Origin of the sequence: Actinoplanes sp. TBRC 11911, assembly GCF_012933445.1 — a bacterium.
Lineage (GTDB): Bacteria > Actinomycetota > Actinomycetes > Mycobacteriales > Micromonosporaceae > Actinoplanes.
Genome location: NZ_JABBNC010000006.1, coordinates 85,613 through 98,411, shown reverse-complemented (window position 1 = coordinate 98,411; position 12,799 = coordinate 85,613). Strand labels below are relative to the sequence as shown.

At 70.5% G+C, this 12,799-nt stretch carries 12 protein-coding genes; 7 read left to right on the top strand and 5 right to left on the bottom strand.

Annotation, left to right across the window (positions count from 1 at the left end):
- Positions 1-369 precede the first annotated feature (369 nt).
- On the bottom strand, positions 370-636 hold the full coding sequence (locus HH310_RS11305) for a hypothetical protein (RefSeq protein ID WP_169175360.1): 267 nt from the start codon (positions 634-636) through the stop codon (positions 370-372).
- A gap of 209 nt (positions 637-845) precedes the next feature.
- Here HH310_RS11305 and HH310_RS11300 point away from each other — a divergent pair, with 209 nt between their 5' ends.
- Entirely contained in the window at positions 846-1,778 is a 933-nt protein-coding gene (locus tag HH310_RS11300) for an NmrA/HSCARG family protein (protein WP_169175432.1), read from the top strand.
- Here the strand turns inward: HH310_RS11300 and HH310_RS11295 are convergent.
- Positions 1,775-2,353, bottom strand: coding sequence for a TetR/AcrR family transcriptional regulator C-terminal domain-containing protein (locus HH310_RS11295; RefSeq protein WP_169175431.1), 579 nt, complete (start codon positions 2,351-2,353; stop codon positions 1,775-1,777). The genes HH310_RS11300 and HH310_RS11295 overlap by 4 nt on opposite strands.
- 57 nt (positions 2,354-2,410) lie before the next feature.
- Here HH310_RS11295 and fabF point away from each other — a divergent pair, with 57 nt between their 5' ends.
- Positions 2,411-3,637, top strand: a complete 1,227-nt coding sequence (gene fabF, locus HH310_RS11290; protein ID WP_169175430.1) for a beta-ketoacyl-ACP synthase II — start codon at positions 2,411-2,413, stop codon at positions 3,635-3,637.
- 36 nt (positions 3,638-3,673) lie between these two features.
- Positions 3,674-4,036: a DUF2203 domain-containing protein gene (locus HH310_RS11285; RefSeq protein ID WP_169175429.1), complete on the top strand. Its 363-nt coding sequence runs from the start codon at positions 3,674-3,676 to the stop codon at positions 4,034-4,036.
- Here HH310_RS11285 and HH310_RS11280 read toward each other — a convergent pair.
- The 3 genes from HH310_RS11280 to HH310_RS11270 are packed head-to-tail and all read right to left on the bottom strand — an operon-like array spanning position 4,033 to position 6,541.
- Positions 4,033-4,971 carry a thioredoxin gene (locus tag HH310_RS11280; RefSeq protein ID WP_169175428.1) on the bottom strand — a complete coding sequence of 313 codons (939 nt, stop codon included), beginning with the start codon at positions 4,969-4,971 and terminating at the stop codon, positions 4,033-4,035. The genes HH310_RS11285 and HH310_RS11280 overlap by 4 nt on opposite strands.
- 4 nt (positions 4,972-4,975) lie before the next feature.
- A complete protein-coding gene (locus HH310_RS11275; RefSeq protein ID WP_169175427.1) occupies positions 4,976-5,788 on the bottom strand; it encodes a nuclear transport factor 2 family protein in 813 nt (270 codons plus the stop codon).
- A 30-nt stretch (positions 5,789-5,818) separates the two neighbouring features.
- Positions 5,819-6,541: an SDR family oxidoreductase gene (locus HH310_RS11270; RefSeq protein ID WP_169175426.1), complete on the bottom strand. Its 723-nt coding sequence runs from the start codon at positions 6,539-6,541 to the stop codon at positions 5,819-5,821.
- Positions 6,542-6,707: 166 nt separating this feature from the next.
- Here HH310_RS11270 and HH310_RS11265 point away from each other — a divergent pair, with 166 nt between their 5' ends.
- The 4 genes from HH310_RS11265 to HH310_RS11250 all read left to right on the top strand — a co-directional run bounded on the left by HH310_RS11265 (position 6,708) and on the right by HH310_RS11250 (position 12,636).
- On the top strand, positions 6,708-7,994 hold the full coding sequence (locus HH310_RS11265; RefSeq protein WP_169175425.1) for a cytochrome P450: 1,287 nt from the start codon (positions 6,708-6,710) through the stop codon (positions 7,992-7,994).
- Between the two features lie 123 nt (positions 7,995-8,117).
- Positions 8,118-9,752, top strand: coding sequence for a DUF4331 domain-containing protein (locus tag HH310_RS11260; RefSeq protein WP_248293914.1), 1,635 nt, complete (start codon positions 8,118-8,120; stop codon positions 9,750-9,752).
- 5 nt (positions 9,753-9,757) lie between these two features.
- Complete coding sequence (locus HH310_RS11255; protein WP_169175424.1) at positions 9,758-11,041, top strand: tetratricopeptide repeat protein; 1,284 nt, start codon at positions 9,758-9,760, stop codon at positions 11,039-11,041.
- A complete protein-coding gene (locus tag HH310_RS11250; protein WP_169175423.1) occupies positions 11,038-12,636 on the top strand; it encodes a High-affinity nickel-transporter in 1,599 nt (532 codons plus the stop codon). Before HH310_RS11255 ends, HH310_RS11250 begins: the two co-directional genes overlap by 4 nt.
- Positions 12,637-12,799: the final 163 nt, after the last annotated feature.

The window sequence follows — 12,799 nt, the reverse complement described above, 5'->3', positions numbered from 1 at the left end:
ACGAGCCACAACTCTCCAAGGTCTCCGTCAGGACGGCAAAATCGGTCGAACAAAAGCCACAAGACGGGAGGAAAGAGTATCCATAGTGGACACTGATCCCACATTGTGGACTCGCTGCCACGATGTGGTCGCCGATCCCGTACATCGGACGCTTGTCCCACATCGTGGAGCTGTTCCGCCGATGAGCCGGGCGCCGACGGCGATGAGGCTGGCCTGAGCCGGGCGCCGACGGCGATGAGCCTGGCCTGAACCGGGTGGCGAGGGCGATGAGCCTGGCCTGAGCCGGGCTCGAGCGCTTCAGCCGGAATTGCCCCGCGCGCGGCACATCGCGTCGCCGACGACCACCCCCCACGTCGCCGCACCCGGCCGTTATGTCCCGATTGTCGAGAAGGGGATCGGGCAGTCGGGGCAGGTGCAGTGGGTGAGACTCTCGCAGCGCGCCTCGACGAGCTGGGTGAGCGTGCCGCGCATCGCGGTGAGGTCGGCGATCTTCCGGTCGATCTTGGCGATCTTGGCGATCTTGGCGAGGGCGTGCTGCCGCAGGTCCGTAGACGCGAAAAGCGAGTCGAACTCCGCCAGCCGCAACGGCCGCTCCGCCGTCGGCAACGTGCACGCATCCGGAACCACGAAAGCCATGAACCCGCGGTAAGCCCGTACCCGGGTACCGGTTGCAACCCCGTCAAACATTGCGCACACAAGTGACGCTGCGCATACATCCGCGAAGATCAAGACGCTCTGAGCAGCCAAGACGCTTATATAGACAATACCCGCTGTGATTGCCGACATCGTACAAATTTGAAAGGGACGACTTAGCGTATCGGTGAAACCAAGACGAGGAGCACGTCATGAGTGAGAAGAAGATCATCGCGGTCGTCGGCGCCACCGGTAAGCAGGGCGGCGGGCTCGCCAGGGCGATTCTCGCGGATCCGTACGGCGGCTACGCGGTGCGGGCGCTGACCCGCGACGCGACCACCGAGCGGGCGCAGCAATTAGTCAAGCAGGGCGCCGAGGTGATCGAGGCGAACAACTTCGACGAGGAGAGCCTGGTCCGGGCGTTCCAGGGTGCCCACGGCGCGTTCATCGTCACGAACTTCTGGGAGCACCTGTCGGCCGACAAGGAGTTTCAGGAGGCCACCAACCTCGCCAACGCGGCCCGCCGGGCGGGGTTGAAGCATGTGGTCTGGTCGACCTTCGAGGACACCCGCGACCTGGTCAAGGACGATCGGATGCCGACGCTGCAGGGCCGCTTCAAGGTGCCGCACTTCGACGTCAAGGCCGAGGCCGACGAGCTGTTCCGCGCCTCCGGTGTGCCGACCACGTTCCTGCGGACCACCTTCTACTGGGAGAACCTCGCCGGCAACTGGCGGGCGAACCGTGACGAGGACGGCGTGCTGACGCTGAGCTGGCCGCAGGGCGACTCGCCGCTGGCCGGCATCGCGTCCGACGACATCGGCGCCGTGGCGTACCAGATCCTCAAGGGCGGCGACGAGTTCGCCGGGCAGACGGTCGGCATCGCCGGCGAGTTCCTGACCGGCAACCAGATCGCCGAGGGCCTGACCAGGGCGATCGGCGAGCCCGTCGTCTACCGGCCGCTGACCGCCGACGCGTTCCGGGCGCTGGGCTACGACGAGGGCGGCAACATGCACCAGTACTACGACGAGTTCGCCGACAACTTCCTCGGCCAGCGCGACCTCAACGTGGTGCGCCGGATCCACCCCCGGTTGCAGACCTTCGACGAGTGGCTGCGCCTGCACGCCGACACCATTCCGACCGACTAAGCGCGTACGGTCAAAATCCCTGCCAGATCCATGTCGCTGGGCGTGCCGCCGTATCCGGACTCGGATATCAGGCGGGCGCCCAGCACCGCACTCCAGAACGTCCGGGTCTCCACCCCGGGCGTACGGTCGATGGACCATCCGTTCTTCAACAGCACCGCCTCCAGGTAGCTCTGCGCGCGGCGGAAGAACAACTCCAGGTGCTTCTCGGCGACCGGGTGCAGCTCGGGCCGGAACCGGCTGATCGACATCGCCTGGACCGCGCCGGGCACCGAGCGCATCGCCAGCGCCGCCCGGGAGATCGCCGACCGGAACATCTCCGGCGTGCGTTGCCGCAGGCCCAGCGGCTCGAGCCGGAGCGCCTCGCGCATCAGCGAACCCAGCGCCGCGTGCACGAACAGGCCATCCTTGGAACCGAAGTAGTACGTGATCTGGTGCGGGAAGACCCCGGCGTCGCGGGCGATGTTCGCCACACTCACCGCTTCCAGGCCGTCCCGGGCGAAGAGGGCCATAGCGCTGGTCAGGATGTGGGTTCGGGTGCGGCGGCCCTTTTCGCGTACGGGCTCGGCGATGGACATGCCGTATTTGTATACGGTACAAGTAGGGCACGCAAGCGAGTGGAGGGACGAGCAAGCATGAGGTCGCACGGGGTGGTCATTACCGGCATGGGGGCGCTGACCCCGCTCGGCAGCGACGTGGCGTCGCTGTGGGAGGGGGCCTTAGCGGGACGTTCCGGCGTTCGCCGCATCGACGAGTTCCTCGGCGGTCACGACGAGCTTCCGGTCCGCATCGGCGCACCCATGGCGGCCGACCCGGCCACGTTCCTGGAGCGGGTGCAGGCCCGCCGGATGGACCGCTGCACGCAGGCCGCCCTGGTCGCGGCCCGGCAGGCCTGGCAGGACGCGGGCGCGCCGGAGGTGGACCGCGACCGGCTCGCCGCGGTCATCGGCACCGGCATCGGCGGCGCCACCACGCTGCTCGGCCAGGAACACGTGCTGATGGACGGCGGCCCCCGCAAGGTGTCGCCGCTGTCCGTGCCGATGCTGATGCCGAACGCCGCGGCCGCGCAGGTGAGCATCGAGTTCGGCGCCCGCGCCGGGTCGTACACGACGGCGTCCGCCTGCGCGTCCGGCGCCGACGCCATCGCCCAGGCGGTGCGGCTGATCCGCCTCGGCGAGGCCGACATCGTGATCGCCGGCGGCGCCGAGACGCCGATCCTGCCGATGACCATCGCCGGGTTCTCCCAGGCGCGCACCCTGTCCAAGCGCAACGACGAGCCGGAGCGCGCGTCCCGCCCGTTCGACGCCGCCCGCGACGGGTTCGTGCTCGGCGAGGGCGCCGGAGCGCTGATCATCGAGAGCGAGGAGCACGCGGCCGCGCGCGGTGCCCGCGTGCTGGGGCGCATCGCGGGCATCGGCGTGACCGCCGACGCCTACCACATCACCGGTCCCGACCCGACCGGCAACGGCCAGGTCCGGGCGATCCGGCGGGCGCTGGACGACGCCGGGCTCACCCCGGCCGACGTCGCCCACGTGAACGCGCACTCGACGTCGACGGTGGTCGGCGACCCGGGCGAGGCGACGGCCATCCAGCAGGCGCTGGGCGACCACGTGGTGCTGACCGCGCCGAAGTCCGCGATCGGCCACCTGGTGGGCGCGGCCGGCGCGGTCGAGGGCATCCTGACCATGCTCTCGCTGCGCGACAACGTGGTGCCGCCCACGCTGAACCTGGAGAACCAGGACCCGGACGTCAAACTCGACGTGGTGTCCGGCCGCCCGCGCGAGATCACCCTGCACGCAGCGATCTCGAACTCGTTCGGCTTCGGCGGCCAGAACGTGTCGATCCTGTTCACCAAGGTCTGACGAAGGGCCTACCGGAAGGGCGCGTAACTTACGCACATGGCGTTGTTCACGGTGGACCAGGCGCGCGAGGAACTCGCGCGCCTGTTGCCGGTACTCCAGGAGATGGTCGCGGTCCGGGCCGACATGGTCGAGCTCACCGCCGCGCTGACTCCCGGCGGGATGCCGAGCGATCTCGGCGGGCTGCCCGAGCGCAAGGCGGCCGAGGCGCGGCTCAACGAGCTGATGACCACGGTGCAGGAGACCGGCGCGGAGCTCAAGGGCGTCGCGCCGATCCTCGTCGACTTTCCCGCCGATTTAGACGGCGTCCCGGTGCTGCTGTGCTGGCTCGAGGGCGAGACCGAGCTGCTCTGGTACCACCGCCTCGACCTGGGCTACGCGGGCCGCCGCCGGCTCGCCTAGCCGAACGTGAACACATAGGCGCGAGCCCCCGGCTGCAGAAACTCGATTTCCACGGTCTGCTCGCGGACCCGGCCGTCGGTGCGGATCAGTTGATACATGCGGCCGTAATCGAGCGAGCCGGCGCCCTCCGCGTCGACGTCGACCCCGTGTGACGCGCCGGGCGCCGCGCCGTCCAGGCGGACCCGGAACGGGATCGGCGAGGGTGAATCCGAGTTCAGCACCAGGTGGACGTCGCGGGCGTGGAACCGATACGCGATGGTGCCCGGCGCGGAATCGAGCACCACGCCCTCCTCGCCGATGGTCCAGCGCCCGTCCAGGGTCCATTCGTTCAACCCCAGACCCTTCGCCATCCCGTACGCCCGTGGTTCGTCGAAATCGAAGCCGTCCGGTGAGGCGAAGCGCTCGCTACGGGCGTACCCGAGATAGGTCTCCGGGGAGCGCAGGTGCGACCAGTCCGCCTCGGCCTCGACGCCGGAACCGGTCACCGGCACCGGATCGCGGTCGATGCCGAGCAACTGCTGAATGGTGCGTTCGGAGCGCTCGTAGCGGCCCTCGCCGAAATGCTGGTCGCGGATCGCGCCGTCGCGGTCGACGAAGTACAGCGCCGGCCAGTAGTGATTGTTGAACGCCGACCACACCCCGTACCCGCTGTCGATCGCGACCGGATAGTCGATTTCGCGGTCCACGAGCGAGCGCCGGATCAGTTCCGGGTCCCGTTCGAAGGTGAATTCCGGGGTGTGCACGCCGAGCACCACCAGGCCGTCGTCGCGGTACGCCCGCGACCACGCCCGCACGTACGGCTCGGTCCGCAGCCAATTAATGCAGGTCAACGTCCAGAAGTCGACGAGGACGACCCGGCCGCGCAACTCCGCCGTCTCCAGCGGCGAAGTGTTGAGCCATCCGGTCGCTGCGGCGAGCGAGGGCATGTGCGGCATGCGATCACCTCCCAGGGCGGGGAACGTCGTCGATGACCCGTACGGTGGCCAGCAGGTCGTCCGGGCCCCGTTCGTAGATCCCGATCCCGGCCTGCGGCTTGACCGCCTGCCCGTCCCAGCGCACGCAGTTGTATTCGACGGCACACCGCACCCCGTCGTCGGTCACCGCGCAGTTCTCCAGGCTGATCCCGCCTTCGGCGAGCGTGCTCTGGAAGTATTCGCGCAGCTCGGCGGTGCCCCGGTAGGTGCCGGTCGGCGGGCTGAACGATCCGTCCGGCTCGAACGAGGCCACCGCCGTCGCCACGTCCGCGGCGTCCAGCGCCGCGAGGAATCGGCCGACCACGTCGCCCGGGTGCGCCTGCGCGGCGCCGAGGATCGCCGGCCGGACCACCCCCTCGCCGTACACGGTGCCCTGGTGGAAATAGGACCGGAAGACCACCGATTCCTCGTCCGGGGACTCGGCCACGACCGCGGCCGGCCAGTCCACCATCCGGCCGTCGACCTCCAGATGCACGGTCAGCTCCAGCACGGCCCGGCCGGGGGTGACGATCGTGGCGCCCCGCTCGACGCGCGCGTGCCTCCGCTCGAGCATCTTGCGGCTGTCGCTCATGAACTGGCGCAGGTGCCGGTGGCCGCGAACCTCGCCGGCGTGCGGGTCGTGCACCACCACCTCGCCGGACCAGATGTCCTCGAGGTCGCGCGCGTGGCCGCTGTTGAGCGCGCTCAGGTATTGGCCCGCGGGGTCGGAGTAACCGACCTGACGGCTGTGCTGCCGCGCCAGCTCGGCGGCGTTGGCGAGGTCCGGAAGCCAGGGCATTCATGTACTCCAAAATGGGGGAGAAGCGGGTCAGAGCAGGCGCTGGCCGCCGTCGATGGTGAAGGACGCCCCGGTCAGCGCGGTATTGGTCATCACGTGCACGGCCAGGTCGGCCACGTCCTCCGGCCCGACCACCCGGCGGACCGGAAGTGTCTCGCGCAGCTCGGCCCGGCGCGCCTCGATCTGGTCGCCGAGCAGCCGCTCGGACAGGTCGGTGTCGACGAACCCGGCGGCGATCACGTTGACCCGCAGCGGCGCGATCTCCAGCGCCAGGTTCTTCACCATCACCGGCAGCGCCGCGGTCAGCGGTGCGGAGAGCACCCCGGACAGGAACGGGTGCTGATCGCCGACGCCGCCCATGAACAGCAGCGTGCCCGGCGCCCGGACCCGGCCGACGGCGGCGCGGGCCAGGTGCAGCGGCAGGAAGAAGTGGTCGTCGACCAGGCGCCTGGCCTCGCGGAAGTCGATGTCGGCGAGCCGCGCGTAGTAGTTGCCGCCGGCCGTCACCAGCACGTGGTCGACCGGGTCCGGCAGGTCGTCGAAGAACTGCGTGAGCTGCTGGGGATCGCCCGCGTCGAACACGGCGGTGCGGTGCGCGTCGACGTCGGCGGCGGCCCGCTTGAGCCGGTCCAGGTCGCGGCCGGTGAGGATGACCTCGGCCCCTTCGGCGCGGGCCCGGCGGGCCGTCGCGAGCCCGATGCCGGCGCTGCCGCCGATGAGAACGACGGTCTGACCCTCCAGGCGCGCGGCCATACACACCTCCGTTGCAGGCGGACGAACCGCCTCATCCTCGCGCGATCACGGGGGTGTTCGCCCCAGTAGAAGTCCCTGGTCGGTACCTGGTCTGCCTTGTGCCTTCGCGCTGCGTATGCCTACCGTCGACGCTACGTAGGAACGACCGCACCGGAGGTGGCGAGAGATGACCACGACGATCACCCTTCCGGGCGGGCCGTCGTCGCCGCGCGTGGTGCAGGCGGCCCGGTTGCTCGCCAACCGCAACGGCACGATGCACAAGCTGCGCGACAAGTACGGGACGGCGTTCACCGTACGCACGTACAGCCTCGGGCCGGTGGTCATGCTCGCCGACCCGGGTGAGGTCCGCCAGCTCTTCATGGCCGGCACCGACGACGTGGACAAGTCGGATGTCAACCTCGGGTCGGTCCTGGGCGCCGAGTCGTTCTTCGCCATCCGCGGGGACGAGCACCGCCGGCAGCGCAAACTGCTCACCCCGCCGTTTCACGGGCGCCGGCTCCGGGCGTACGAAAGCTTGATGGAGGAAGAGACGGTGCGCGAGATGCGCACCTGGCCGCAGGGGCGCGAGTTCGCGGTGATGCCGTCGATGATGCGGATCACGCTGAACATCATCCTGCGGGCGGTGTTCGGCGCGGACGGTGCCGAGCAGGAGGCGTTACGCGGGCTGCTGCCCAGGCTGGTGCGGGTGGCGTCGATGCTGGCGGTGGCGCCGATCCCGAAGACAAAGTACGGCCCATGGGGATATTTCCGGAAATTACGTGACCAGTACGACGTGGTAGTGGACAAACTCATCGACCAGGCCATGCGCGAGGAGAAGGACGGGACGCTGGAGAAGCGCGACGACATCCTCGCCCTGCTCGTGCAGGCCCGCTACGACGACGGCGACCGGATGACCCGCCAGCAGATCCGCGACCAGCTGCTCGGCCTGCTCGCGGCCGGCCACGAGACCACCGCGACCACGCTGGCCTGGGCGGTCGAGCGGATGCGCCGGCACCCGGAGATCATGGCCCGGCTCGACGCGCACGAGCCCGAGCTGCTGGACGCCACGATCATCGAGACGCAACGGGTCCGGCCGGTGATCGAGATGACCGCCCGGCAGATCCAGGCCGAGACGTACGAGCTGGGCCGCTGGGTGCTGCCCCGCGGCACCGTCGCGGCGGCCTGCATCGCGCTGCTGCACGACGACCCGGCGCTGTTCCCCGACCCGCTGACCTTCAAGCCGGACCGCTTCATCGGCGCCAAGCCGGACACGTATGGCTGGATCCCGTTCGGCGGTGGCGTGCGCCGGTGCATCGGCGCGGCCTTCGCGACGATGGAGATGAACGTCGTGCTCAGCACGCTGATCCGCGACTTCGCCGTGGTGGCGACGACGGCTCCGGGGGAGCGGCGGTTCAACCGGGGCATCGCGGTCGCCCCGGCCCGCGGCGGACGTGCCGTGGTGCACCGCAAGTAGGTCATTCGCCGCCGGGCCCGGCGCGGATGGGTCATCGACGACAATCTCACAGACACCAAGCCATCGCGGCCGTCGCTGCGAACCCGTGCCGAGAAGAAAGCACCGGCACGGAAGGACATTCCCATGATGCGACGGCTCGGTGCCGCGGCCGGAGTGAGCGCTCTGCTCGCCGGTTCCCTCTATCTGCTAGGCCCCGGGTCCGCGACGGCTTCCAGCCACCGCGAGGCCCCCCTTGTCGCCGCCGATCCGGCGATCGACAACACCGACCTGTACGCCTTCGTCAGTCCCGAGCGGCCCGGCTACGTCACGTTCATCGCGAACTGGCAGCCGTTCGAGGAGCCCGACGGAGGCCCCAACTTCTACCCGTTCGCCACCGACGCGACCTACCACATCAAGGTCGACAACGACGGTGACGCCAAGCCGGACGCGGAGTTCCGCTGGTCGTTCAAGAACGTCGACAAGCGCGGCAACGACACGTTCCTGTACAACAACGGTCCGGTCGACTCGTTCAACGACGAGAACCTGCTGTTCAAGCAGACCTACTCGCTCTCGTCGTCGTTTAACGGCGAACCGTTCAAGGAGCGCGTGTCGGACGCCCCGGTGGCACCGTCGCGCGTCGGCAAGGCGTCCATGCCGGACTACGGCAAGCTGCGCGCCGACGCCACCCGCACCCTGCCCGGCGGCTGGAAGATCTTCGCGGGCCAGGCCGACGACCCGTTCTTCCTCGATCTGCGGGTCTTCGATCTCCTGTACGGCGGGGACCTGAGCGAGGTCGGCAAGGACACCCTGAAGGGCTACAACGTCAACACCATCGCGCTGCAGGTCCCGTTCAAGGATGTCGCGCTCAAGCAGGACGCCAAGCGCAACCCGGTGATCGGCGTCTGGACCACCACCGAACGCGACCGGGTCCGGATCACCGGCGGCGACTCGTACGGCGGCAAGGTGCAGGTCTCCCGCCTGGGCAACCCGCTGGTCAACGAGGTCGTCGTGCCGGCCGGGCTGAAGGACACGTTCAACGCGACCCCGCCGGTCAAGGACGCGTCGATTCCGGCTCTGGTCAAGCGGGTCACCAGCCCCGAACTGCCCAAGCTGATCGAGAAGATCTACGGCGTCAAGGCACCCGCGGAACCCCGCAACGACCTCGCCGAGATCTTCCTGACCGGCATCACCACGAAGGCCGGCGGACCCATCAAGGCCGATGTGAACTCCCAGCTCAACAACGCCGACGTACGCCCCGACGGGTTCCGCCCTTCGGAGATGCTGCGGCTGAACCTGTCGGTGCCGGTGACCGCGGATCCGAAACGGCTCGGCGTGCTGCAGGGCGACCTGCAGGGCTTCCCGAACGGACGCCGGCTCACCGACGACGTGGTGGACATCTCGGTGCAGGCCGTCGAAGGGGCGGCGCAGACCGGGAAGCTGGTGGACGCGCTCGCCACCGGCGACAAGGTGGACGCCAACGACAACCGTTTCGGGGACCGTTTCCCGTACGTGGCGCTGCCCAACTCCACCGACGCGGCACCGTCGTCCGCCTCGCAGCCGTCCGCGGTCACCGCGGGCGAGCCCGACATGCTGAACGCCTCGCCGGCGGCCGCGACCGCGACCGATGACGAGGGCGGCATGAGCCCGGTGGCGTTCGCCTCCGGGGCCGGCGGGATCGGCGCGCTGGTCCTCGCGTTCGGACTGTTCGCGTTCCTGCGCCGTCGCCGGCGTCGCCCGGCCGGTGGCTACCAGGACCCGGACCAGACGATGCGGCTCTGATCCCGATGCGCCGGCTACTCCTCTGCGCCGCCCTCGCGGTGGCCCTGCTGGCAATCGCCGGCGTCGTCGTCCGGCCGGAGCGCACGTCCGCTCCGGCCGGCCGGCCCGGCGGCCCGGACCCGCTCGCCGTACGCGTCGCGCGGGCCCAGCAGCACCTGCGCGACCTGCCCGGCGACTGGAGCGGGTGGGCCACGCTGGGTGCCGCCTATCTCGAACAGGCTCGCGTCACCGCCGACCCGGCCCGGTACCCGCAGGCCGAGCAGGCGGCCCGCAAGTCGCTGACGCTGCGGTCCGGTAACGGAGGCGCGCTCGTCGTGCTGGGCGCGCTGGCCAACGCCCGGCACGACTTCGCCGGGGCGCGGCGGGAGGCCCTCGCGGCGCTGCGCGTGGACTCCTACGACGCCGACGCGTACGGGGTGCTGGCCGATGCCCTGACCCAGCTCGGGGACGCATCGGGCGCGACCACCGCCGTACAGAAAATGCTGGACATCCGGCCCGGGCTGGCCGCCTATGCGCGCGCGTCGTACGACCTCGAACTGCGCGGCAAGCTGGACCAGGCCGGCGCGCTGATGCGGCGGGCGCTGGACGACGCGGTGGATCCGCACGACGTCGCGTTCTGCCAGGTGCAGCTCGGTGACCTGGCGTTCGGGCGCGGCGACCTGACCGGGGCGCGTTCATCGTACGCGTCGGCGCTGTCGGCGGACGCGTCGTCGGTGGCGGCGTTGCGTGGGCGGGCTCGCGTGCGGGCGGCGTCCGGGGACCTGCCGGGCGCGCTCGCCGACTACGCGTCCTTGACCGCGCGGCTTCCCGGACCGTCCTACTTGCTCGAATACGCTTCGCTGCTGTCGCTCGCCGGCCTGTCCGCCTCGGCGGACACGCAGATCGCGCTGGCGTCGGCCGCGCAGCAGCTCTTCACGGCCAACGGCGGGTCGGACGCGCTGGCCTCCTCGGCATTGGCACTCGCCACCGGTTCACCGTCCTTGGCGGTGACGGCGGCCCGCGCGGAGTGGAAGCGGCGCCAGCATCCCGACGTCGCGGACACCCTGGCGTGGGCGCTGCACGCGGCCGGGCGCGATGCCGAAGCCCTCGGATACGCGCGCCAGGCGATCGCCGCCGGCGGGCACACCGCCGGGTACGCGTACCACCTCGCGATGATTCAGCTCGCGCTCGGTGACAAAGCCGCCGCCCGTACGGAATTCGCCCGTGCCCTGACCACCAACCCGTACTTCTCCCCGGTCGACGGGCCGACGGCTCGCCGTGCCCTGGCCGCGCTCGGAGGTCCGCGATGAGACGCCTCTTGTTCGTGACGGCAGCCGTCATCGGTGTCCTCATGATCCCCGCCGCTCCGGCCTCGGCACATCCGCTGGGCAATTTCTCGGTCAACCAGTACGCCGGGCTGACCCTGTCCCCGTCCCGCATCGACGTGCTCGCGATCGCCGACATCGCCGAGATCCCCACGTTGCAGGAGAAGCCGTCGGTGGACACGTCTCGCGACGGTGCGCTGTCGCCGGCCGAGCTGTCGGCTTTCGCGTCGGCGGAATGCGCCCGCTTCGCCGCGGGCCTCACGCTGTCGGTCTCCGGCGAGCGTCTGTCGTGGACGGTCACGCAGCCGTCGTTCGCGGTGGTGCCGGGCGCCGGTGGCCTCTCGACGAGCCGGTTGACGTGTTCGCTGTCGGCGCCGGCGTCGCTGTCGGACACCGCGACGGTCCGGGTTGTGAACGCGTATCGTTCCGACCGGGTCGGCTGGCGCGAGATAACCGCAACCGGATCAGGTGTACGCCTGAGCTCCGCCACCGTTCCGGCCGACAGCGTGAGCGGCCAGTTACGGTCGTACCCGCGTGATTTACTGACGTCCGCGCCCGACGTGCGGTCGGCGACCATCACGGTCGGGGGAGCCGGCAGCGGTTCGGCGGCGCCGGCGGCCGCCCTGCGCACGGGCAGCGGGACGCCGTCGTGGCTGAGCGCCGCCCAGAGCCGGGTGGAGTCGGTGCTCGGCGGGCGCCTGACACCGGTGGTGGTGGGCCTGGCGTTCGTGCTGGCGTTGCTGCTCGGAGCGGGCCACGCCGCGTTGCCCGGCCACGGCAAGACGGTGATGGCCGCCTACTTCGCCGGCCGCCGGGGCCGCGCCCGCGACGCGCTCGCGGTGGGCGGCACGGTCACGGTCGCCCACACCGGCGGCGTCCTGCTGGTGGGCCTGCTGCTGAGCACGTCAACAGCCCTCGCCGGCGAGCGCTTGCTGACGTGGCTGAGCGCCGCGAGCGGAGCCTTGGTGGTGGCCGTCGGCCTCGCCATGCTGGCGTCCGCCCGCCGCTCCCGGCCGCACACCCGAGAGCCCCACACCCACAGCCACGGCGCGCTTGGTGACGGTCCGCACGGCGATGGCCCGCACGGCCATTCGCATAGCCACCGCTCGCGTGGTCGTTCCCACGGCATTGGCACACACGATGACTCCCACGATCACGAAGGGCTCGATCGTCGGCACGGCCGTACCCCGCACAGCCACTCGCACCGTCATGCGGACGCTCACGGCCGGGCGGGTGGGCGGTTCGGGCTTGCTGGGATCGGCCTGGCCGGCGGTCTGGTGCCCAGCCCCTCCGCGCTCGTGGTGCTGCTCGGGGCGATCGGACTCGGTCGCGCCGGCCTGGGCGTGCTGCTCGTCCTGGCCTACGGGATCGGAATGGCCGGCACTCTCACCGCGGTCGGCCTCCTGCTGGTCGTCGCGCAGCGCCGGCTGGCCGGCTTGACGGTCCGGGACGGGCGCCTAGGCCGGGCGGGTAAGCTGGTGTCCCGGCTCAGCGGCCGAGTCTCGGCAACCGCTCCGACCGCCACCGCCGCCCTCGTCGTCGTGGTGGGCCTGGGAATGGGCTTCCGCGCGGTCGGCTGACCGGTCCAGTCCGCCACCACCTGACCGCGAGACGGCCCGGCGGCTAGAAGGATAATTCCTGATTTGTCGGTCGAGGAGGCTGCGCCGCCGCTCGACGCAAGCCGCACCGCGACCCGTGCGCCCGCCAGGTTTGGTGCCGGCAGCAGCCCTGGGCAACCTGGGA